The sequence below is a fragment of the Sphaerothrix gracilis Ecp01 genome (assembly GCF_030405905.1).
Taxonomy (GTDB): domain Bacteria; phylum Cyanobacteriota; class Cyanobacteriia; order Phormidesmidales; family Phormidesmidaceae; genus Sphaerothrix; species Sphaerothrix gracilis.
On the sequence record NZ_JASATW010000010.1, the window covers coordinates 1 to 20030 of the forward strand.

16 protein-coding genes are annotated in these 20030 nt (G+C 51.9%); 10 read left to right on the forward strand and 6 right to left on the reverse strand.

The genetic code is table 11. From position 1 onward, the window contains the following. On the reverse strand, positions 1–1209 hold a 1209-nt coding region (locus QJQ48_RS12405), incomplete at its 3' end, for a DUF1565 domain-containing protein (RefSeq protein WP_346291551.1). A 211-nt stretch (positions 1210–1420) separates the two neighbouring features. On the opposite strand from QJQ48_RS12405, the gene QJQ48_RS12410 reads away from it, so the two are divergent. From QJQ48_RS12410 to QJQ48_RS12430, 5 genes are all read left to right on the forward strand, one after another. Beyond that, a complete protein-coding gene (locus QJQ48_RS12410) occupies positions 1421–2515 on the forward strand; it encodes a thiamine phosphate synthase (protein ID WP_346291552.1) in 1095 nt (364 codons plus the stop codon). Positions 2516–2518: 3 nt separating this feature from the next. After that, complete coding sequence (gene thiS / locus QJQ48_RS12415) at positions 2519–2746, forward strand: sulfur carrier protein ThiS (RefSeq protein WP_346291553.1); 228 nt, start codon at positions 2519–2521, stop codon at positions 2744–2746. 198 nt (positions 2747–2944) lie between these two features. After that, positions 2945–3898, forward strand: coding sequence for a DUF1517 domain-containing protein (locus QJQ48_RS12420; protein WP_346291554.1), 954 nt, complete (start codon positions 2945–2947; stop codon positions 3896–3898). Positions 3899–4070: 172 nt separating this feature from the next. After that, positions 4071–5177: a YdcF family protein gene (locus QJQ48_RS12425; protein WP_346291555.1), complete on the forward strand. Its 1107-nt coding sequence runs from the start codon at positions 4071–4073 to the stop codon at positions 5175–5177. Between the two features lie 85 nt (positions 5178–5262). Continuing rightward, positions 5263–7011, forward strand: coding sequence for an ABC transporter ATP-binding protein (locus tag QJQ48_RS12430; protein ID WP_346291556.1), 1749 nt, complete (start codon positions 5263–5265; stop codon positions 7009–7011). Positions 7012–7107: 96 nt separating this feature from the next. Here the strand turns inward: QJQ48_RS12430 and QJQ48_RS12435 are convergent, their stop codons facing one another. From QJQ48_RS12435 to QJQ48_RS12445, 3 genes are all read right to left on the reverse strand, one after another. Then, entirely contained in the window at positions 7108–8328 is a 1221-nt protein-coding gene (locus tag QJQ48_RS12435) for a type II secretion system F family protein (RefSeq protein ID WP_346291557.1), read from the reverse strand. 299 nt (positions 8329–8627) lie between these two features. Next, a complete protein-coding gene (locus QJQ48_RS12440) occupies positions 8628–9767 on the reverse strand; it encodes a type IV pilus twitching motility protein PilT (RefSeq protein ID WP_346291558.1) in 1140 nt (379 codons plus the stop codon). 139 nt (positions 9768–9906) lie between these two features. Next, on the reverse strand, positions 9907–11910 hold the full coding sequence (locus QJQ48_RS12445; RefSeq protein WP_346291559.1) for a GspE/PulE family protein: 2004 nt from the start codon (positions 11908–11910) through the stop codon (positions 9907–9909). Between the two features lie 453 nt (positions 11911–12363). Here QJQ48_RS12445 and grpE point away from each other — a divergent pair, with 453 nt between their 5' ends. The 5 genes from grpE (at position 12364) to rsgA (ending at position 17959) form a co-directional block, all read left to right on the forward strand. Next, entirely contained in the window at positions 12364–13086 is a 723-nt protein-coding gene (gene grpE, locus QJQ48_RS12450; RefSeq protein ID WP_346291560.1) for a nucleotide exchange factor GrpE, read from the forward strand. Between the two features lie 253 nt (positions 13087–13339). After that, positions 13340–15319, forward strand: a complete 1980-nt coding sequence (dnaK, locus tag QJQ48_RS12455) for a molecular chaperone DnaK (protein WP_346291561.1) — start codon at positions 13340–13342, stop codon at positions 15317–15319. A gap of 96 nt (positions 15320–15415) precedes the next feature. Then, the gene (dnaJ, locus tag QJQ48_RS12460) at positions 15416–16534 is read left to right on the forward strand and encodes a molecular chaperone DnaJ (protein WP_346291562.1); all 1119 of its coding nucleotides are present in this window, start codon (positions 15416–15418) and stop codon (positions 16532–16534) included. Positions 16535–16563: 29 nt separating this feature from the next. Next, positions 16564–16794 (forward strand): sulfurtransferase TusA family protein, encoded by a 231-nt coding sequence (locus QJQ48_RS12465; RefSeq protein WP_346291563.1) that lies wholly within the window; start codon positions 16564–16566, stop codon positions 16792–16794. A 4-nt stretch (positions 16795–16798) separates the two neighbouring features. Beyond that, positions 16799–17959, forward strand: a complete 1161-nt coding sequence (gene rsgA / locus QJQ48_RS12470) for a small ribosomal subunit biogenesis GTPase RsgA (protein ID WP_346291564.1) — start codon at positions 16799–16801, stop codon at positions 17957–17959. 140 nt (positions 17960–18099) lie between these two features. Here the strand turns inward: rsgA and QJQ48_RS12475 are convergent, their stop codons facing one another. Both QJQ48_RS12475 and QJQ48_RS12480 read right to left on the reverse strand, forming a co-directional pair. After that, positions 18100–19515: a peroxidase family protein gene (locus tag QJQ48_RS12475; protein ID WP_346291565.1), complete on the reverse strand. Its 1416-nt coding sequence runs from the start codon at positions 19513–19515 to the stop codon at positions 18100–18102. 121 nt (positions 19516–19636) lie between these two features. Further along, on the reverse strand, positions 19637–20026 hold the full coding sequence (locus QJQ48_RS12480) for a RidA family protein (protein WP_346291566.1): 390 nt from the start codon (positions 20024–20026) through the stop codon (positions 19637–19639). Positions 20027–20030 lie beyond the last annotated feature (4 nt).

Sequence of the window (20030 nt, forward strand, 5' to 3'; positions counted from 1 at the left end):
AGATGAATCGGCGGCTGTTGCGAGCGTTTCTGGTTCAGGGGCGATCGCCTCAGGTTGGGACGCTGCTGGGATTTCAGCAGTCCCTCCAATCGCCTCTATTGCGGCACCTGGGCTAGGTGAGGTTGCGGCTGTGTCTGCGGGGAAAGCAGTTTGCTGATTTTCGGCCTGGGGCAAACGAGTGGCTGCCGGATCGGGGCTGAGAGTCGGCGGCGCGGCTGGCTGCGATGGGGATACGGCTGGTGCTTCTGGCAGGACCGAGAGAGGACTGGCGGCAGCGGCGCGGCTAGCCGGTGGCGGGGATGAAGCTGGCTCAACAGGGACGCGGGCGGTCGCCAACGCAGCCGAGCGGCCAAACTCAACCACTCCGTTGCGGCGGTTTTGGGAAATATCATTGTTCTGTAAAACAGGCTGCGCCCCGGCCAGTAGAACTAAGCCTTCTTGATTGCGGATAATCTGGTTACCAATGATCTGCGGTACGGCATTCTGCGAAACGGTGATGCCTGCCCCCGTTTCCTCGAAGCGGTTATTGTGAATTTCAGCTTCGTTTTCGCCATGAATGATCAGACCGGCGATCGCATTGCGATAGAAATAGTTACCGCGGATCACGGGCGCTCCCGCTCCTGCCAAAAAGATGCCCGCCTGACCGCTACCAGAAAAAACATTTTCCAGAATGACGGGACTGCCAGATTCGATCCACAGACCATGCCCTTGGCTGCTGGGATTGGAGACCGTCACATGCGCTAAGCCAGCGCGATCGGCGGCCACAACTGCCACATTCTGTCGCCCTAGGCTGGGGCTGCTAAACTGGCCACCTCCCTGAATGACCGCCGTGTGCCCAGATGAGCCAGGAGAACCCTGAATCGTGACGCCAGGTTTGAGCCGTAGCGGGAAAGTTTCGCCTGAAGCTTGATTGTATAGTCCGGGCGCTAGCAAAATAATCGTGTTGGGCTGGGCTACCTGCAGCGCATAGGCGATAGTTTGCAAGGGCCGTCTTTGGCCCCCGGAACCTTGAGTATCACTACCGGCTGTCGGGTTGACGTGTAGCACCTGATAGGGATTGGCTTGGCGCGGCTGAGGCTGAGTCGGACTAGCGCCGGGCTGGGCTTGAGCCATCAGACTTTCAGCTTGAGCGATCGCCTGAGGCTGCAGAAGTCCCCACGTGAAACTTAGCAGAAATAGGTGGGTCAGAAATCTTTGAGGTGTAGCCATTATGACAACAGTTGTCGCGTCGGGATTTCGACAAATTAATATCTCAGATACTCCCGCCTGAATCCTAAATGTTAAAGAAGTTAACTAAATCCCTCCTTGCCAGCAGCCTGGTGGTCACCTTGAAAGGTCGGCAAGCCCTACCATTGAAAGATCTTTCTCCCTGTTTCGGGCTGATAGGATGAAGGCAACCGATTAGGCTAGAAGCGCCCTCATGGATACTTTCTCGGCTAGCAGCGAGCTAAACGAAAGCATTTCTAAAAATCAGGCGGCGATCTATCGAATTTTAGATGCCAATCTCGATCGCGCCCGTGAAGGTCTGAGAATTGTAGAAGAATGGTGTCGTTTTGGGTTGAACCAGACGGAAACAACTCAGCAGCTCAAGCAGTTGCGCCAGCGCCTAGCAGCTTGGCACACCTCTGAAATTCGCGCCGCTCGCAATACGCCGACCGATCCTGGCACCCGCCTCAGCCATCCCCAGGAAGAAGTTCGAGCCGATCTACAGCAGGTGTTGCAGGCCAACTTTTGCCGCACCCAGGAAGCGCTGCGAGTTTTGGAAGAGTACGGCAAGCTGATTGACCCCAAAATGGGGGCTGACTGCAAGCAAATGCGCTATCAGGTATATACGCTGGAGAGCTATTTAGCGGGCTATCAGCGCCATCAGCGACTGCGACAGGCCCAGTCTTATCTGGTCACGTCGCCCCATGAGCACCTGCTAGAAGTGGTTGAGGCAGCCCTGGCAGGGGGGCTGGAGATTGTGCAGTATCGAGAAAAGGCGCTAGACGACAGCGATCGCTTAGAAGTGGCGAAGACGCTGAGAGATCTCTGCCATCACTATGGGGCGTTATTCATCGTCAATGACCGGATTGACTTAGCCCTGGCGGCTGAGGCCGATGGTGTTCACCTCGGCCAGCAGGATCTCTCCCCCGCCTTTGCTAGACAGCTACTGGGAGATCAGCGGATCATCGGCTGCTCCACCACCAATCTCGATGAGATGGAGCGCGCGATCGCCGCTGGAGCCGACTACATTGGCGTTGGCCCCGTCTATGCCACACCGACTAAGCCTAATAAACCTGCTGCAGGTTTAGACTACGTTAGACAGGCTGCAGCCCAGGCCACTGTGCCCTGGTTTGCCATCGGTGGCATCAATGCCGACAATCTTGATGAAGTTCTAGATGCGGGGGCCGAGCGCGTAGCCGTGGTTAGAGCCATCATGGCGGCAGAGCAGCCAACGCTCATGACCCAGTATTTCGTGGCCCAGCTACATCACCGCCAAACGCTGAAAACGCTATCGCAAACGACCGCCTAAACCATGCCCGACTCTGCCCAGAATCAGTCAATTCAGCTTCAGGTCAATGGAGAAGACAAGCATTGTCCTCCCCAAACCAGCCTCCCAGCGCTGTTAGAGCAGCTCGGGCTCAATCCTCGCCTGGTAGCGGTTGAATATAATGGCGAAATTCTGCACCGCCAGTTTTGGTCAACCACTCAAATGCAAAATGGCGATCGCTTAGAAGTTGTTACGATTGTTGGGGGTGGATAAGCAGCGCCATGCTCAGCCATCTACGTGACAATCTTGTTGAGAATAGAGGACGGTAATCCCTCCAAATTGCCGCCCCAGCCCTGTCTAAGCTAGCTTTAAGAAACGTTACATTGGAAATAAGCTGCTCTGCGTTAGACATGCATTCCCGCCCGATTTAGAACCCACCTGTTAAAAAGTTTGATTGCAAGGTAATTTGTTATGTCCAAGCTGACGAAGTTTGTAAAACCCGTTTTGAAGTCGCTGTTAGTGCTCAGCCTCATTGCTGCCCTGGTCTTGGGTCAGGCAGGGAGTGCTCTAGCCGCGAGAGGCGGCGGTCGTATCGGCGGCGGTAGCTTTAGAGCACCCAGTCGCCCTTACGCTCCACCCAGCCGTACCTATCGTGGCCCTTCCGGCGGCGGATATTATCCGGGTGGGGGATTTGGTTTTCCCTTCCTGTTCCCCATTTTTGGCATTGGCGGCGGTTTTGGGGGACTGTTCACCATTCTGCTGTTTGTGGCGATCGCTAACTTTTTAGTTCGCAGCTTCCGCAACGCTAGCGAGTCCTCTAGCTATGAAGAAGCAACTAACCCTACGGTTTCTGTAGCCCGGGTTCAGGTGGGACTGCTAGCCGATGCCAGGGAACTCCAGGCCGATCTCAACCGCATGGCCGAGATGGCTGATACAGGTTCTAGCGCTGGACTGACTCAGGTTTTGCAAGAGGCTACCCTCTCTCTGCTGCGTCACCCCGAATACTGGGCCTATGCCGCTGCTGAAGACAAGCAGACTCGCCTGCTCTCTGCTGAGCAAGAGTTCAACCGCTTTGCCCTCACTGAGCGCAGTAAATTTACTGGCGAAACCCTTTCCAACGTCAACAATCAGCTGCGGCAAGCTGATAAGCCAGCGACCCTACCAGGGCAAGACTCTGCCGATATTGCCCTCTCAGAAGGTCCCGGAGAGTACATTGTGGCGACTTTATTAGTGGGCGTTCAGGGAGATCTGTCCATTCCCAAAGTCAGCAGCACCCAAGATCTAAGGCAGGCACTTAATCAGATCGGTGCGATCTCACAGGAAAAGCTGCTGGCTGTCGAAGTGCTGTGGACACCTCAAGCTTCAGGCGAGACGCTGACCGCTGACGAGCTTGTAGCCGAATATCCCAACTTAAAGCTGATCTAATCCGCAAGTTCTGATAGCTCAAAAGCGCGAAGAAGTCACCGACAGGTGGCTTCTTTGTTTTTTTGCCGAATTCGGCAAAAAACTCGGTAACTTGTGATCATTTTGGGTTAGTCTCGTGCTACAACAAACCGCAGAACTCCTAAACCGAAGGCTGATAGAGGAATACAGGGTAATGTTGCTAGTACTGCTAACTCGAATCTTGCTGTGGGCAGCCGTCGGCTTAATCATCTGGTACGTTCTACTCAAATTTATTCCTAGAAACTATCTCACCTGGTTTGGAGGACTGATCTTCTTAGCGCTCTTGGTTCTGTCGTTTGTGGAGACAGACGATCCCACTGTTGCTATCATCTGGAACATCATTTCTTTTCCGCTCAAACCGCTGGGTGCTGCAATTACCCTGATGGCTGTAGCTTTGAGTCAGGGGGTCAAGAAGGTGAGCGGCAATCAGGTCGCGTTGGCATTAACAATTTTGCTGATCGCCAGTATGCCGCTAGTGGCCCGCTTTCTAGTCGGACAGGCTGAGCAGTCGGTGCAGGAAGCCTTTCAGGATCGGCGAACGCTGTGTGAAGATATCTGTCCGGCGGATATTCCTGAAGTTGCCGACCTCAACGACGTGATTGCCATTGTTGTTTTAGGCGACAGCGCTGATACGGTCAACCAGGCTGGTGACTTTCCTAGCCAGTTAGACAATGAGCGGCCTTTTAATGTGGGACTAGTGCCCCGGCTAATTTATGGAACTGAGCTTTATCGTGACCTGCGCAATCGTGGCGTTTTACCCTTCTTCATTGTGACAGCCGGATCGCGCTCTGGAAACGGGGATGAAAGAGCCGAAAAAGACCAGGCGATTCGGCAACTGCTGACTAACAATGGTGTGCCCCCCGATTTAATCCGAATTGAAAATTCTGGCAGCAACGTGCGGGCTAGCGCCGAAGATGTTCGAGAGTTTTTACGGGAACGGGAGTTATTTGACGCCACAGATAATCCCAGACCTCAAGATAACCGCGTTATTGTGATAGCCCCGGCGCTGACGATGCGACGTGTTGGTCTAACTTTTGAAAACATAGGCTTGCAGGTTGTCGCCCGTCCAACAGATTTCTATATTTCTGAAGAGGGCCGTAGTGGCGATCTAGCGGCTCGCCTGCAGGATATTATTCCTAGCGTCGAGGCGCTGCGACTGACAACGCTTTATTGGGAAGAGTTTTTATCCTCGATTTACTATTTCCTCCGTGACTGGCTACCGCCCTTCGATGTTAGCTGGGGCGAACTGGTTGAGGTTTAAGCCGCCGCTATCAAAACGGCTGACGGCCAAATTCGTCTAGGATGGGGAGCAGGGCTGTAGCTCTGCTTCTCTCTGGACTGGATTCATGGCGCGATCGCAACTGAACAAACTAGCCACCTATTTGCGTCCCCACTGGCGTCGAACCGCGATGGGGATCGGGGCGCTGCTGATTGTCAATTTAGTCGGTGTCTCCATCCCGCTGCTGATTCGAGACGGCATCGACGAACTACAGGTTACCTTCAGCTACGACCGAGTCCTCTACTATGTTGTGCTAATTTTGCTGCTGGCCTCGGTCATGTGGTTTATCCGCATGGGTTCTCGGATTCTCATTTTTGGCGTAGGCCGACAGGTGGAATTTGACCTAAAACAAAAAATCTTTGAACACTTACTGACGTTAGAACCCGCCTATTTTTCTGTCAATACCGCTGGCGATCTCATTAGCCGAGCCACTAGCGATGTAGACAACATTCGCCGCCTTTTGGGATTTGCGGTTTTAAGCCTGGCTAATACAGTATTTGCCTATGCGTTTACCCTGCCCGTTATGTTGACCATCAACGGGCGGCTGACGGTCATGGCGCTGATTGTCTACCCGGTGATGCTAATCCTGGTACAGCTCTTTAGCCACCGCCTGCGCAACCAGCAGCTCCAGGTACAGCAAGAAATCGCCAACCTGAGCGAAATGATTCAGGAAGACATGAGCGGTATTGCGCTGATCAAAATTTATGCTCAGGAAAACAACGAGCGCCACGCCTTTGCCGATTTTAACCAGCGGCTGCTAGAGGCCAATTTGACCCTAGCAAGAACCCGCAACACCCTGTTTCCGCTGCTGGGAGGTTTGGCCAGCGTTAGCTTGCTGGTGATTTTAGCCGTAGGAGCCGGGGCGATCGCCAGCGGTGCTCTCACCGTTGGCGACTTTGTAGCGCTGATTTTGTATGTAGAGCGCCTAGTCTTTCCCACAGCCCTACTCGGCTTCACCATCACTGCCTATCAGCGAGGCGAAGTCAGTATCGACCGGGTCGAAGCAATCCTCAAAGCTCGACCCAAGATCAAAAATGTCCCCCAGCCGATTGCGCTCAATCCGCAAAAACTCACGGGCGAGATTGTGGCCCGCGATCTCACCTATACTTTTCCCGGAACGACTCAGGCGGCGCTGCAGTCGGTGAGCTTTCATATTCGCTCCGGCGAGACGGTGGCCGTCGTCGGCCCTATTGGTTCTGGCAAGTCCACCCTGGCTAATGCTATTCCACGTCTACTCGATATTCAGCCCCAACAGCTTTTTCTCGACGGCTACGACATTACTCAGATCGCCGTAGCTGACCTGAGAAAAGCGATCGCCTTTGTGCCCCAAGACAGCTTTCTTTTCAGCACCACAATCAAAAACAATATTCGCTACGGTGACCCCCTCGCAGAAGTCTTGACCGTGCAGCACACGGCTAAGCAGGCCCAAATCAACGAAGAAATTGTCAATTTCCCGCAGCAGTATGACACCGTTGTTGGCGAGCGGGGTATCACGCTCTCAGGCGGGCAGCGTCAGCGCACAGCGCTAGCACGGGCGTTGCTGACGGATGCGCCCATTTTGGTTTTAGATGATGCCCTCTCCAGCGTTGACAACAAAACGGCTACCGAAATCTTGAAGAACTTAGCCGAAGGTACCCAGCGCAAGACCGTGATTTTCATTTCTCACCAAATGTCTGCTGCTGCAACCGCCGATCGCATTCTGGTGATGGATCAAGGCCGCATTGTTCAAAACGGTTCCCATGAGGATCTAGTCGCGCAGCCAGGACTTTATCAGACTCTTTGGAACCAACATCAGTTAGAAGAAGTTTTGCAGTAACCGCATTGAATAACCCGTCATAAAAAATCTGCCATGAGCTTTAGGCATAAACTCATGACAGATGGGTTGTTTCAGATGTCCTTTACAGTGAGTTGTCTACTGCACCACTTCCATAATCTTGAACATCGGCAGGTACATAGAGATCAAAATAGAGCCGACCATACCCCCCAGCACAATAATCATAATTGGCTCCATGATGCTAGTCAGCGCTTTGACAGCCTGCTCAACTTCATCCTCGTAGAAGTCAGCCACTTTCATCAGCATCTGATCAAGTTCACCCGTCTCCTCCCCAATAGAGATCATCTGAATTGCCATAACCGGGAAAACCTGGTGCTTTTGCAACGCCAAACTGATCATGCCGCCCGTTTGAATTTCCTGACGGGCCTCATCAATGGCATTGGAGATGACGCGATTACCTGCGGTATCGCGGACAATTTCTAGAGCAGTCAAAATTGGTACCCCCGAGCGCGAAAGAGAACCAAAAGTTCGGCAAAACCGAGCGGTTGCAGTCTTTTGTACCAAATCACCAAACAGTGGCATCTTCAGGAAAAAGCGATCCATTGTTTCGCGTCCCACCCGGGTCTTGTAGTACTGCCGATAAGCAAAGACAGCCGCCACAATGGCACCAATTAACATGGCAACGTATAAAGGCGTTCGCAGAAAATCACTGATACCCAGCATCAACCGGGTAAACATAGGCAGTTCGGCGTCAAATTCTGCGAAAATACCGGCAAACGTGGGCAGCAAAAAGACGGTCATTGCCACGAAAATAACCACCGCCAGAATGCCAACCGTCACCGGATAGGCCATTGCTGACTTAATTTGGTTCTGTAAGCGATTAAGATCCTCTAGCAGCTTGGCCAAGCGATTGAGGACTTCATCCAAGACACCGCCCACTTCGCCAGCCTGTACCAAAGCCACATAGAGATCATCAAAGCATTGGGGATGCTTACGCATCGAGTCCGAAAGGCTTGTTCCCTGCTGCACGTCAGCATTGATTTCCTGCAGCGATCGCTTCAATTTTGGATTAGGACATTCTTCTGAAAGTACCCCTAGTCCTCTGACCAGAGCAACGCCAGCGTTGACCAAGGCCGCAAACTGCCGTGAGAAAATAGCTTTGTCCTTAACGCTGACGCTAGTGAGTGAGGTCTTCACGTCCTCTAGGTCAATGCTGAAGCCTTTCTCTTCCCGAATATCTTGGATAAAGATGCCCCGATCTCTCAGCAGATTCCGGGCCTCACCCGGCGTTTCTGCAGCAACTTTTTCGCGCCGATTGCGTCCAGCAGCATCCCGACCAGTGGCGACGTAGGTAGGCATAGCAATTAAAGTCTTCTGTGAGCTGTTATGGGCAATGCTGGCTTCAAAGGCAGTCTAGCCTGAAGCGATTCAACTAGCGCTCTTGAGAGCCTCTGCTAGTTTGTTCTGTCAACCTATCATAAAAAATATTTAACCTGTCTGACGTACATAATCTGTGACAACGATTGCCAACAGCAAAGGGCAAAGGCAGCACGCCGCTGCTGGCTAGGAATGGGAGACTCGCGATCGCCCTAAAGCGTTGATAGCCTTGCCAGAACCACAGTCTCTTGCAAGGCTATCGATCAGGCGAGCAGCACTGTTTAACGACGGCGCGCCGCGCCCATTGCCGCACCTTGTCGGGTAGCTGCCGTACCGGCTGTCGCCGGAGCGCTACCAATTAGACGCTGTAGTTCATCAGTTCTAGACGACTTCGCCATTGCTGATTCAAATGAAATCGCCCCTTCTCTGTAGAGATCGGCCAGTACCTTTTCCAGAGTCTGCATCCCGACCTTACCGCCCGTTTGAATGGCGCTGTAAATCTGGGCGGTTTTACCTTCCCGAATCAGGTTCGCGATCGCAGGGGTCGCAATCATAATTTCCTGGGCCATCACCCGACCAAATTCCCCAGGCTTGGGATTCTGCTTAGGAATTAGGGTTTGGCTAAGCACAGCTACGAGCGAGTTTGATAGCTGCACCCGCACCTGCTGCTGCTGCTCAGGCGGGAAAACATCAACCATGCGGTCTACGGTTTGCGCTGCTGAGCTAGTGTGCAGCGTTCCAAAAACCAGGTGGCCTGTTTCCGCAGCAGAGATAGCAAGAGAGATCGTTTCTAAATCTCGCATCTCACCCACGAGAATGACGTCTGGATCCTCCCGCAAGGCCGCTCTGAGCGCATTGGCAAAGCTTTTTGTATCTTCCCCAATCTGGCGCTGATGCACCAAACTCTTGATCGGCTCATAGACAAATTCGATCGGATCTTCGACCGTCAGAATATGCTCAGCTCGCGTCAGATTGATGTTGTTGATCATCGACGCTAGCGTGGTGGACTTACCTGAGCCAGTAGGCCCGGTCACCAAGATTAAACCTCTAGGCTTCTCTGAAAGCTCGCGCACAATATTGGGCAGACCCAGCAGATCCATGCTGGGGATCTTTGAACTTAGGGCCCGTAAACAGGCTGCATAGGTACCCCGATCCTTATAGACGTTGACGCGAAAACGGGCTAGCCCTTTAACGCCATAGGAGCAGTCTAATTCCCAGGTTTGCTCTAAATGCTTACGCTGGGTATTGTTGAGCATACTAAAAATGAGTCGCTGGCACTGCTCCGGCGACATGGGCGGATGCTCGGTGGGGGTTAGATGTCCACTGACGCGAATATATGGTGGCAGACCGGCTGAAAGGTGCAAGTCAGAGCCGCCTCTTTCAACGACTTCTTCCATCAGGTCTTCAATCATCAGTTCCATAGGACTACCTCAAATGGTTTCTGCTGTAACGAATTACTTAAGCCTGTTTATGGCCCGCTAACGGCTATTGCAAGACTAGCGGCTAAACAGTAAAAACGTAAACTTGAATGTTGGCGTTGAGCCTACATGCCGACACTTGCTAGCTTTGGAAGCGGGGCGTTAGACAGTAAGGGCAGTCTAGCCATTCCTGTTTAAGACCGGCACCGCAGGTGTTACAGGTCAGCGAGGTTTTACGTCTAGCCTTGAGTTCAGCTTCTAAGCCTGTATCTGTAAAGGTAACTCGCTCTACTTCTTCTAGGGTGGTATGCCCTTCTCGAACCAGATTAAGGCTGTAGGATAACAGCGTTTGCATACCCTCTTCAACAGCGCTTTCTTTAATTCGTTCGGTGGGAGCACCTTCCGAAATTAGGGCTTGTAAATTCTCGGTAATACGCATGACTTCATATACACCGACCCGCCCCTTATAGCCGCTGCCCTGGCAGGTCGAACAGAGATTTCCAGCTGCCCGCTCGGACTCTAGCTGCTCCGTAGCTACAGTCTTCGCCTTATAAAAAGTAACGTCTGCATCGCCAGAAGAAGTCAGACCGAACCGGGCCAGTTCTTCTGAATTAGGATTGTAAGGAATGCGACAGTCAGCGCAAACCCGCCGCATCAAACGCTGGGCCAAAACGCCGATCAGAGAGCTAGAAACCTGAAAAGGTTCGACACCCATTTCATCTAGACGGGCGATCGCCCCGGCAGCGTCATTCGTGTGCAGCGTCGTCAAAACCAAGTGCCCGGTCAAAGCCGCTTCAATAGCAGTTTTGGCCGTTTCCGGGTCGCGAGTCTCTCCTACCAGAATTACGTCTGGATCTTGCCGCAGAAAAGCCCGCAAAATTGAGGCAAACACCATGCCTTTTTCACGGAGTACCTGCACCTGAGTAATGCCCGGTAGCGTGTACTCAATTGGGTCTTCTGCCGTACTGATATTGACCCCCGGATCGTTGCGCTCTGACAGCATTGAATAGAGCGTTGTGGTCTTACCTGATCCCGTTGGCCCTGTTACGAGAATGAGACCGTAGGGACGCGCTGCCATTTCTTGCACAATCTTGAGCGTTTCCGCGTCTGTGATGAGCTTGTCTAAACCGAGCTGAGTGGCCTCGTTGTCTAGAATCCGCAGCACAACCTTTTCACCGTAGCGGCTTGGCAGTGTGCTAACCCGAAAGTCCACCTTGCGGTTTTGGAAAATCCGCCGAATGCGACCGTCCTGAGGAACGCGCCGTTCAGCAATGTCTAGTTCAGCAATAATCTTGAATCGAGCTGTAACTGCTGGAACAATCTTCTTCGGAAAATTTTGGGCAAAGGCCGGACGCAGAACGCCGTCTTTGCGGAAGCGAATCCGGAGATACTCTTCCTGAGGCTCAACGTGAATATCAGAAACCTCTTCCTGTAAGGCTTTGACCAAGATCTTATTGACTAAGGCAATAACGGGGGCCGCTCCGGCATCTTCTAAAGCAACGCTTAAATCGGCTTCCTCATCGGGCGCATCCTGCAAATCGCCTAGATCAAGGTCTTCTAGATCAGATCTGACATCGACTGACTTTTCAAAATCTTTCTTCTTCTCTAAAGCGACCTGCTCGTCTAAGAAGGAGTTGAGCAAGCGCTGGAAGTCATCAACCGTAATGACTCGACGCCGCAGGCGGAAACCCTTGGGGCGCAGAATGCGGTTGAGGTCGTCCTGAGCTTCTAGATTCTCAGGATCAACCATAGCTACCAAAACAGTTGGAGGATCCCCTTCTTCAGTCGATAGAGGAATTAGCCGGTGGCGACGGCAGGTATCTACGGGGATGAGATCATGGATCAGCTGACTGACTTGAGTTCCCGAAACGCTGCTGAGTTCAGGATCTAAAGACTCAACTCCGTACAGAATCTTTAATTCGAACAGTTGCTGCTTCTTATACTGTCGCAGCAGCTCAGGTGAGAGCTGCTGACCGGTCATGGACTCCAGAATGTCGGTAAGTGCTCGCCCTGACTTACGACTTTCTGCCAAAGCTTGCTGCATCTGCTCGCCATCTACATAGCCTGCCTGCACCAGCTTATTGCTGAAGGGAGAAAAACTTCGTTGTAGAACGAGCGCGCGCCGCTGTGAGGAAGAATTAGTCATAGCTGAAGGAGAAAGATCGTTAACACAGTATGCCCGTAGAATGAGACAAAAATACGGAACTCTAGCAGGCTATCGATAAATGCTATGGCAAGCACAGAAAGAGAGATCGGTGCCACCCTATTTCAAAGATGATAGCCTCTCCATAGAAGCTTCAACAAAATTTTGCAGCTTCTCTTCGCGTTTCTCCGCCGTCAGGCAGTTACCCGGTTGAAACAAATGAGTCCAAAAGCTATCTTCAAAGGCAAGCAGACGCTCAAACCCTGAGCTTACACCGCTAAAAGACACTATTCTTTTTCTTGTAGGGCTTAATATTAAATTGTTAGACTCTCAAGAGGTACAGTTTGACCCAGGGCCATGCATGATAGATTTTGGATGGACTGAGTCCTCTACAGTAAATCTCAGTTGATTGATATCTATATTTAGTTTTTTGTTGAAAGCCGGATCGCGAGTGTAATGATTGACGAAGCTAATCAAATGGACAATTCTCCAGAGGCCACTTCGGGCGCTGCCGATGTCGAAGAGCTGAAAGAGGAAGATGGCGCTGTAGAGTTTGATTTTGAAAAGAATTTTCAGTCGCCTGCCGCGAGCGATGAGACAGCAGCTAGCTCTACTCAAAATGACGAAGCTGATACCGGGTCGAGTTCATCTGCTGCTGAACAAGTTACTGCTCTAGAACGGCAAGTTGCCGAGCTAAAGGCTCAGCTAGAAGATAGAACCAGCCAGTATATGAGAATCGCGGCTGATTTTGAGAATTTCCGCAAGCGCACAGGCAAGCAGCGGGAAGAGAATGAGGTGCAAGTCAAATGTTCCACCATTGGTGAATTGCTGCCCGTTGTGGACAACTTTGAGCGAGCTAGGTCTCAAATCAAGCCGCAATCAGACTCAGAGATGGCTATTCATAAAAGCTATCAGAGCGTTTATAAACAGCTAGTCGAGTGCTTGAAGCGGGTTGGTGTTTCACCCATGCGAGCTGAAGGGCAGGAGTTTGATCCCAACCTGCACGAGGCAGTCATGCGAGAGCCAACCGCAGAGTATCCTGAGGATACTGTTATAGAAGAGCTGGTTAGGGGGTATATTTTAGGCGATCGCGTTTTACGACATGCCATGGTGAAAGTAGCTGCTCCCGCTGAGGTTGCGGCAGCCTCTGAAGACAATTCAGGTGATGAAGCTGAATAGTTTCGAGTGATTAGCGGTGATTGGGGACTGTAGCTTAGACTTGTCTCAATCTGGTGTGAATAGCCTGACATTCTAGGGCAAAGCTCAGTCTCTGTCAGCTTGCGGCTTCTGTCGTCGCTAACACTTTAGATTTAAGAGGCAATTGTATATATGGATCTGTTTTCAGATAATGATTTTTCCTTTCCCTGGCATATGGGCTAAGTTTGATTAGCGGTATCTCACCTGTTTTTCACTGCAAAGTTAGCGACAAGCTATGGGAAAAGTAATTGGCATCGACCTGGGCACAACGAATAGCTGCGTAGCCGTTTTAGAAGGCGGTAAACCATCTGTTATTACCAACACCGAAGGGGGCCGAACAACGCCCAGTATTGTCGGTTTTGGCAAGGCAGGCGAGCGCTTGGTAGGTCAGTTGGCTAAGCGGCAAGCGGTTACCAACGCCGAAAATACGGTTTATAGCATCAAACGCTTTATTGGCCGTCGCTGGAGCGATACCGAAGGGGAGCGTTCCCGGGTTCCCTACGTGTGCGTGAAAGGACGGGATAGTACTGTTGATGTCACCATCAGAGGCACAAACTACACGCCCCAAGAAGTCTCAGCGATGATCCTGCAGAAGCTCAAGCGAGATGCCGAGGCTTATCTAGGTGAGGAAGTCACACAGGCCGTTATTACGGTTCCCGCCTATTTCACAGACGCCCAGCGTCAGGCAACGAAAGATGCCGGGACGATTGCTGGTTTAGAAGTGCTGCGAATTATCAATGAGCCGACAGCCGCTTCCCTGTCTTACGGCCTAGACAAGCAAGATCAAGATCAGGTTGTTTTAGTTTTTGACCTGGGCGGCGGTACCTTCGATGTTTCCATCTTGCAGCTAGGCGACGGCGTTTTTGAAGTTAAGGCCACATCGGGCAATAACCATCTAGGCGGTGACGACTTCGATGACTGCATTGTCACCTGGATGATCGAAAAGTTTCGAGAGCAAGAGAGCATTGATTTGTCTGCCGATCGCATGGCCCTACAGCGACTGCGTGAAGCCGCAGAGAAGGCTAAAATTGAGCTATCTAATATGCTGACGACGCCCATCAACTTGCCTTTCATTACGGCAGATGAGTCAGGGCCGAAGCACTTGGAAATGGAGCTATCTCGCTCTCAGTTTGAGGAACTGGCTCGCCCACTAGTAGAGGCCACCCTAGAGCCGGTCAAACAGGCTTTAAACGATTCCGGGCTGTCACCGGATGAGATTGACCGCATTATCTTAGTTGGCGGTTCAACCCGTATCCCGGCTGTACAAGATGCCATCGGTCAGTATTTTAATGGCAAAGCGCCCGATAGATCGGTCAATCCTGATGAAGCGGTCGCTTTGGGAGCGGCTATTCAAGCAGGTGTCTTAGGCGGTGAAGTTAAAGATCTGCTGCTGCTGGATGTAACGCCGCTGTCTCTTGGCATTGAGACTCTGGGCGAGGTGTTCACAAAGGTGATTGAACGCAATACAACCATCCCAACCAGTAAAACTCAGGTTTTTTCAACGGCTACTGATGGTCAAACTTCGGTTGAAGTTCACGTTCTCCAAGGAGAGCGGGCAATGGCCAAAGATAATAAGAGCTTAGGTAAGTTTCAGCTAACGGGAATTCCCCCCGCACCCCGGGGCGTCCCGCAGATTGAAGTCTCTTTTGAGATTGATGCTGACGGTATTTTGCAGGTGGCTGCGCGCGACAAGGGAACTGGGCGGGAGCAGAGCATTCGTATTACCAGCACAGGAGGGCTTAATCCTGACGAGGTTGATAGAATGCGGCAGGAGGCAGAAGTCTTCGCGGATGAAGACACACAGCGTAAGCTGCTGGCTGAGCTGAAAAACCAGGCCGACAATTTGTTCTACAGCTATGAAGCAACGCTGCGAGATAATGCTGACATTATTGCTGAAGAAACCAAAGCAGAGGCTACCGAGAAAGCTGGCGAGCTGAGAGCCGCTATGAGCGATCGCGCTATTACGCCAGATGAGTTCAAGCTCAAGTTAGATGCGCTGCAGCAAACGTTGTTCACGATTGGCGCTGCCCTGTACCAGCAAGCCAACGAGTCTGAAGTTGAGCAAACGTATCAGGAGGTAGATCAGGGCGGAATTGATGAAACTATCAGTTCTCCTGAGTTTGAAGAAGATACCGCGATCGCTGATATGGACGAACTCGCTTTTGACGATCAGCCTACGGTGGCGGCTGACTATGAACCCATTGAAGAATCTTAGTCGTTAAGATTTTAGGTGAAACTTAATGGCTACACACTCACATCTGTCTTTAGAATGTTTAAGTATATCCAAGTTTAAAATCTTCAGCAGCGCTTTATGGCTCGTGACTACTATGAAATCCTTGGCGTCGCCCGCAATGCCGATTCAGATGAGCTAAAGCGCGCCTATCGGCGCCTAGCTCGTAAGTATCACCCCGATGTCAACAAAGAAGAGGGGGCCGAAGAGCGCTTCAAGGAAATCAACCGGGCCTACGAGGTGCTTTCTGAGCCAGAAACCCGCGCCCGCTACGATCGCTTTGGTGAAGCAGGCGTCAGCGGTGCCGGTGCGGCTGGCTATCAAGACTTTTCAGATATGGGCGGCTTTGCCGACATTTTTGAAAGCTTTTTCAGCGGTTTTGCCGGTGGTACCGGGCAAGGGGCGCGGCGGCGCGGCCCGGTGCGGGGTGATGATTTACGGTTGGATCTGAAGCTGGATTTTGAAGAGGCAATTTTTGGTGGCGAGAAAGAGATTAAGATCAGCCACTTAGAAACTTGTTCTAACTGCAGCGGTTCCGGTGCCAAGCCAGGCACCCGCCCTCGCACCTGCTCTACCTGCAACGGTGCTGGACAGGTCAGACGCGCTACTCGTACCCCATTTGGTAGCTTTACACAGGTGTCTGCCTGCCCGACCTGTAACGGTACGGGAGAAATGGTCGAGGAGAAATGTGAGGTCTGTGGCGGCAGCGGTCAAAAGCAGGAAGCGAAGAAGCTTAAGATTACTGTGCCGGCAGGCGTCGATAATGGTACTCGGCTACGAGTCTCTGGAGAAGGAGATGCTGGACGCCGCAACGGCCCGCCTGGGGATCTCTATGTCTATTTGTTTGTCAACGAGCATCCAGAGTTTAGGCGTGACGGTATCAATGTCCTCTCCGATCTCAAAGTTAGCTACCTGCAGGCGATCTTAGGCTGTCGGCTGGATGTGGATACGGTGGACGGCCCTGTTGAGGTTCAGATTCCGGCAGGGACTCAGCCCAATACGGTGTTGAAGTTAGAAAACCACGGCGTGCCGCGTCTTGGCAATCCTGTTAGCCGAGGCGATCACCTGCTGACGGTACTGCTTGAAATTCCTACTAAGCTCAAGCCAGAAGAGCGAGAGCTATTAGAACAGCTGGCAGAGGTAAGAGGCGATCGCATCGGCAAAGGCGGTGGCTTTTTGGGAGGGCTGTTTCGCGGATGAACCCGTCTTTTTCAACACCTCAAAACTCCATGCGTTCGGCTGACGATCAGCTTGATCTGCGAGGTACTCCCTGCCCACTCAACTTCGTACGCACCAAGCTCAAGCTAGAGCAGATGGCCGCCGGTACGCTGCTGGAAGTTTGGCTGGATGCAGGAGAACCGATCGAACAAGTCCCCGACAGCCTGACGATGGCAGGCTACGCAGTGGAACAGTTGCAGCCACGTGATGACTATTTTGTCGTCCAGGTTCGCAAGCCTTAGTTCTGTGGAGCCACTTAAGCAGCCACCCCCAGCCGAATTAGCCGCCAACAGCCCTGAAAGCACGCTTTGGGGCACCGTTTTAGCCGTTCAGGCAAATTTTTATTTTATCAAGCTTGATCGAGCGGCTAGTGATGTAGCGGCTCAGCCAGCACCTCCAGCCGTAACGCAGCTCCTTTGTACGCGGCGATCGCGGCTGAAGAAAATGGGTCAGCGGGTGATTGTGGGCGATCGGGTTCGGATAGAAGAACCCGACTGGGAAGGGGAGCGCGGCGCGATCGCTGAGGTACAACCCCGACAGACTTTCCTGGATCGCCCGCCGGTCGCCAATGCTAACCAAATTTTATTGGTCTTTGCGCTGGCTGAACCAGAACCAGATCCCTATCAGCTCAGCCGCTTTTTGGTAAAAGCTGAGTCAACCGACATGGCTGTTTCTGTCTGCCTCAATAAGCGCGATTTGGTATCGGCTAGCGTTCAGCAAGCTTGGTGCGATCGCCTGCAAGGGTGGGGCTATCAGTCCATTTCGCTCAGCGTCCAGCAAGGCGCTGCTCTGCCTGCTCTACAAATGCGGCTGCGAGATAAAATTACGATTGTTTCAGGCCCCTCCGGCGTAGGTAAGTCCAGCCTGATCAATCAGCTTGTGCCCCAGCTCGATTTACGAACCAGTCAGGTATCAGGTAAGTTAGGGCGCGGTCGCCACACCACACGGCATGTCGAACTTTTTGAGCTACCTACGGGCGGATTCATTGCCGACACGCCAGGATTCAATCAACCTGATGTTATCTGCCAACCGCAGCAGCTATCCTGGCTGTTTCCAGAGATTCGGCGGCGGCTGCAGCAAAGCGACTGTCAGTTCAACAACTGCCTGCACCGGGATGAACCGGGCTGTGCGGTGCGAGGGGATTGGGAACGCTACAACTACTATTTGACAATGCTAGAGGAAGCGATCGCCCAGCAAGTGCTGCTAGAGCAGCAGTCTGATCGCGAATCCACGGTCAAATTCAAGACGACGGAATCAGGTCTTCAAGCAGAACCTAAGCTGCAGGCTAAAAAATATCGTCGCCGTTCTCGGCGGAGCCAAAACCAAGCCCTGCAAGATCTCTATTTAGACCTAACAGAGACGACTGGCAGCCTCGAAGATTGGGAAGAGCGATCGCTAGATGATTAGCCCCCGTCAAGACTTCAACAGGGCGATCGCCCTAAAAAAATGCGAAGAATAGCTCAAAGCTTTCTTCGCATAATTTTCAACAGGAAGAATATTCAACTCTTTTCAAGCATTCGCTGAGCCGCGACTACTAAAGCGTTGCTTTAATCCTCATCATCGTCGTCATCACTGCCTTCATCTCTCTCATCATCATCCCCGTCTTGATCGGCTGAAGCCCCCTCCGCAACGCCTGCAAATCGGAGCAGGTCAGCCATCGTAAAGGTACCGGGTACGGCTGCCGGTAGGGTTGGCTTCCAGCAGGGATGCACGTTTTGATAAGAGAGATAGTCACCTTCTAGCAGCCCTAAGAAGACTTCCGCAACTAGGCGACCTCCCACCGGGCCGAGCGTTTCACCCTTCCCTAAAATTTCCGCCTCCTTCAAGATGTAATACCAGAGGGGCGCTGCCGCAAAACCCAGAGGCGCAATCTCCAGTTGCTCATCGCTTAACGGTTCCAAACCCATTGCGCAAGTTACTGCTTGACCCGAAGGCAAGCTGAAAGACTGGCCTCGCAGAAGATTGCGGGTCGCTAGCGAAGCTTCTTCTGAGGGCGGAATGAAAGGCAGCTTCAGCAAAATAGAAGCAATTTTGGCATCCAGTTTTTTGCTGAACTGAGGCGGACGCTTACGATCAATTTTAAAGAAATTGCGCCAGTCAACGGCCTTGCCAACAGGTACGCCATTGAAAAAACTGAGGTCAAATAGCTTAGCGCTGACCTGATCGTTAATTTGAAAGCTATTGCGCACCTGGCTATGACCCAAGCGAAATGCAGCTACTGAGAACTCAACCGGAATAAAGGGTTCTTGGCCAAACTGATAAAACTGACGTCCCTGATCCTGAATATTGTCCAGCAACGGCTGACCCACAATGAGAGGCAGATACTCATGCAGTACAATCCACTGATAGTGCCAGCGGACAGTTTGCTGGGCCTCATGAAACAGATCAGCGCCTCCTATTCCTCGCTGCTTAAGATGATCGACTACAGCGTTGTGGAACTTGAGAAAAGCTAAATGCAGTTGAGAAACAACTAAGTTTTCGTCGTTGCGGGGATCGCCAATCAGTGCCCGATTTTGGCGGTTACGCGGCAGATCGTAGCTGGGATTGGACGCAGTGCCGATCAGCAGTTTGGCCGGATTTTCTTGGTCATAGAGATAAGGACTGGCTTCAGGGCCGGAACCATAGACATTGTCAAGCTCTAAAACAGGTGTCCGAAAGTTACGAATAGCCGTCGGATCATTTTGCCGCTCTAGGCTAGAGGTGGTATCTAAGGTAATATCGTGGTCGATAAACTGACCGAGGAAAGTAAAGCCTGCCGGAATCGTTCTACTTTCACCTGCAGCGTCATCCCCAGTGCCTTCATCCATTGGCCCGCCGATTTTACCTAGGTTAACTAAGGCTTCGTGCTCTGAGATTAGAGGCGCGAGAGAAGAAAAAATTCGGCCAAATTTGCCGCCATCTTGGTAAAAAGGAGAGGGAGGAATACAACCCGCACGCAGGGGCGTCATGCCGTGACGACTCATAGAGTATGCTCCTATAGAAAACTTGTTGATAAAGAAAAGTTCAGACTACGTTACGTCCCGAACTCGTTCACAGCATGGCAAGTTTTGGATAGGGGCGGCATCACCCGCGCGGGTACCTTATTTATTCCTTGCCACAATAGGCAATCAGATCAATTTCCACATCGCCAAAGTCTGCAAGGCCGAGAACGCCAACCGTGGTACGTCCAGGAAAGCGTCCCGGCGTAAAGTAAGAAGCATAGACCTGATTGACGGCTTCATAGTAGCGAAAATCAGTAATAAAAATGCGAGCCATAACTACCTGAGTTAGATCTGTTCCCGCTTTCGCCAAGACTATCTGTAGATTTTCCATCACCCGATGAGTTTGCTCCACAATCGGGCCTTTAATCACTTTCCCCGTGGCAGGATCTTCAGCGAGCTGTCCGGTAACAAAGAGAAAATCGCCCGCTTTAACAGCATGAGAGTAGGGAGCTACGGGCGGTAGCTGATCTGACAGCGTAATAAATTCAGGCATAAAA

Excerpts from the sequence above, each read along its gene's own strand:
- dnaK (WP_346291561.1), top strand. The coding sequence starts at position 13,340 with ATGGGAAAAGTAATTGGCATCGACCTGGGCACAACGAATAGCTGCGTA.
- QJQ48_RS12425 (WP_346291555.1), top strand. The coding sequence starts at position 4,071 with ATGTTGCTAGTACTGCTAACTCGAATCTTGCTGTGGGCAGCCGTCGGC.
- QJQ48_RS12475 (WP_346291565.1), bottom strand. The coding sequence starts at position 19,515 with ATGAGTCGTCACGGCATGACGCCCCTGCGTGCGGGTTGTATTCCTCCC.
- QJQ48_RS12410 (WP_346291552.1), top strand. The coding sequence starts at position 1,421 with ATGGATACTTTCTCGGCTAGCAGCGAGCTAAACGAAAGCATTTCTAAA.
- grpE (WP_346291560.1), top strand. The coding sequence starts at position 12,364 with ATGATTGACGAAGCTAATCAAATGGACAATTCTCCAGAGGCCACTTCG.
- QJQ48_RS12440 (WP_346291558.1), bottom strand. The coding sequence starts at position 9,767 with ATGGAACTGATGATTGAAGACCTGATGGAAGAAGTCGTTGAAAGAGGC.
- QJQ48_RS12480 (WP_346291566.1), bottom strand. The coding sequence starts at position 20,026 with ATGCCTGAATTTATTACGCTGTCAGATCAGCTACCGCCCGTAGCTCCC.
- thiS (WP_346291553.1), top strand. The coding sequence starts at position 2,519 with ATGCCCGACTCTGCCCAGAATCAGTCAATTCAGCTTCAGGTCAATGGA.
- QJQ48_RS12445 (WP_346291559.1), bottom strand. The coding sequence starts at position 11,910 with ATGACTAATTCTTCCTCACAGCGGCGCGCGCTCGTTCTACAACGAAGT.
- QJQ48_RS12430 (WP_346291556.1), top strand. The coding sequence starts at position 5,263 with ATGGCGCGATCGCAACTGAACAAACTAGCCACCTATTTGCGTCCCCAC.
- dnaJ (WP_346291562.1), top strand. The coding sequence starts at position 15,416 with ATGGCTCGTGACTACTATGAAATCCTTGGCGTCGCCCGCAATGCCGAT.
- QJQ48_RS12465 (WP_346291563.1), top strand. The coding sequence starts at position 16,564 with ATGCGTTCGGCTGACGATCAGCTTGATCTGCGAGGTACTCCCTGCCCA.
- QJQ48_RS12435 (WP_346291557.1), bottom strand. The coding sequence starts at position 8,328 with ATGCCTACCTACGTCGCCACTGGTCGGGATGCTGCTGGACGCAATCGG.
- QJQ48_RS12420 (WP_346291554.1), top strand. The coding sequence starts at position 2,945 with ATGTCCAAGCTGACGAAGTTTGTAAAACCCGTTTTGAAGTCGCTGTTA.